This is a genomic window from Mycoplasma todarodis (assembly GCF_004335995.1).
In the GTDB taxonomy this organism is placed as follows: domain Bacteria; phylum Bacillota_I; class Bacilli_A; order Mycoplasmatales; family Metamycoplasmataceae; genus Mycoplasma_K; species Mycoplasma_K todarodis.
This window is the reverse complement of sequence record NZ_PSZP01000061.1, coordinates 1-1937: the sequence shown is the minus strand read 5'-3', so window position 1 is coordinate 1937 and position 1937 is coordinate 1. Positions and strand designations below refer to the sequence as shown.

Here is a 1937-nt window from a genome sequence, read left to right as displayed (position 1 = left end):
AGCCAGCGTTCATCCTGAGCCAGGATCAAACTCTCATAAATTGATTCCGGGTTCATGGTTTCTTGTATCTAGTTTTCAAAGATCTATCAGCACCATTTTGAATTAGTTTAAAAAACCAACTCTCGATATGGGTGCTTTAATAGTATAACAAAGAAATAAAGGGTTTTTACATACTTTTTAAAAAAATATTTTTATATATATTTCTTGAAAAAATAACAATTAAGTACATTCCTCTTCTATATATAGGAAAAATAATTAATGAATATTGGCGTTAAAAAAACCGAAAACGGTCCTTATATTGTTAATGGCACAACAACCACTAATGTCATAGCTAAGATTGCAAGGAAGACTGCTGCAATGATAAAAATTTTATATTTTTTATTTAATCTAGCTATTTTACTCATTTCTTTTTTGTTTTCCATAATCCCACCTTTTATATTAAATATTATATAGTGCATTACTTCATTTATTACAAAACAACATAAAATACACCTTTCTAAAAGCGTAGTCACTTTTTCTAGGATAAATCAAAATGTTAGTATATGCGTTTAAGGTATAAAATATATTCAAGGAGATATAAAAAGCCACTATGAAAAATATTATAAGAAACTCTTTCCCTTTTTATAAAGGAAAGAATAAGGAATTTATTTATTTCGATAATTCATCTTCAACCTTAAAACTTAAATCAGTTTTAGATGCAATATCAGAATACAATACACTTTACCCAACCAACCCCCATTCAACCGATCATGAATTAGCCAAAATAACAAAATCACTTGAAGACGAATCAAGGGAGGCAATAGCAAATTTTCTAAATTGTTCAGCTGACGAGGTTGTTTTTACTTACAACACAACAAACGGTTTAGACATTGCAGCTAAGTTTATGGAAACCATAATCAATGAAGGAGATACAATTTTAATCTCTCCTTATGCCCATGGTTCAAATTTATTACCTTGACTTGAACTTGCTAAAAATAAAAATGCTAACCTAAAGATTATTAAAACTAATGAAGCAGGATTAATAACAAAGCAAACCATTATGGATTCAGTTGATGAGAATACAAAAATTATTTCAATAGAACATGTTTCAAATTCATTGACATTTCAAACTGAAATCGAAGAAGCATCACATGAACTTAAAGAATTAGGGATTTATATTGTAGTTGATTCAGCACAATCTATTTCTCATATAAAAACAGATGCTAAAAAATTACACGCAGACTTTATAGCCTTTTCGGGTTACAAGATGTTCTCAACAACAGGACTTGGTGTTTTATATATCAACAAACAACATATAAACACTTTTAAACCATTGTTATCTGGCGGTTTCCAATTCAAGGAAATTGACATCAACACTAAAGAAGTTACTTACAAAGAGAACTTCTTAAGACATGAACCAAGTACACCAAACATAGAAGGCATCATTGCACTTAAACATTCAATTGATTTTTTAGAAAAAATTGGATTCGATTATATTTACAATCATGAACACAATTTAGTGATGCATGCACTTAAAGAATTAGAAACAATTAAACAGATTAAAGTATTCTCTACTAAGGATTCACATGCCAATATTATCTTTAAACCAATTGATATATCAATAGATGACTTTGCAGATTATCTTGCAAAAAATAAAGTGTGTGTAAGACTTGGAAATTTCGGAGCACCTTTATTAAAAGATATATTAAACGAAAGCAAATTAATTAGAGCTTCTTTCTCTGTTTATAACACAACAGAAGAAATAGATCAATTTATTAAAATAATTAAAAGATACTTCAAGTAATATAAGAATTTATCAAGCGATAAATTCTTTTTTTGTAACTTTTTTGTCTTCCCAACCTTAAAAAGGCGAAAAAAAAGGACCTTTATAGGTCATTTGTTTCTAGTTCTTTCAAAACTGAATAGCAGATTCTTCATTGGTTTGTCTGTGACGTACC

General features: G+C 28.7%; 2 protein-coding genes. One reads left to right on the top strand and one right to left on the bottom strand.

The window, feature by feature from the left end; translation table 4 throughout:
• Positions 1-293 precede the first annotated feature (293 nt).
• Positions 294-422, bottom strand: coding sequence for a hypothetical protein (locus C4B25_RS04965; protein ID WP_272482653.1), 129 nt, complete (start codon positions 420-422; stop codon positions 294-296).
• A 167-nt stretch (positions 423-589) separates the two neighbouring features.
• On the opposite strand from C4B25_RS04965, the gene C4B25_RS04545 reads away from it, so the two are divergent.
• Positions 590-1783, top strand: a complete 1194-nt coding sequence (locus C4B25_RS04545) for an aminotransferase class V-fold PLP-dependent enzyme (protein ID WP_131613959.1) — start codon at positions 590-592, stop codon at positions 1781-1783.
• Positions 1784-1937: the final 154 nt, after the last annotated feature.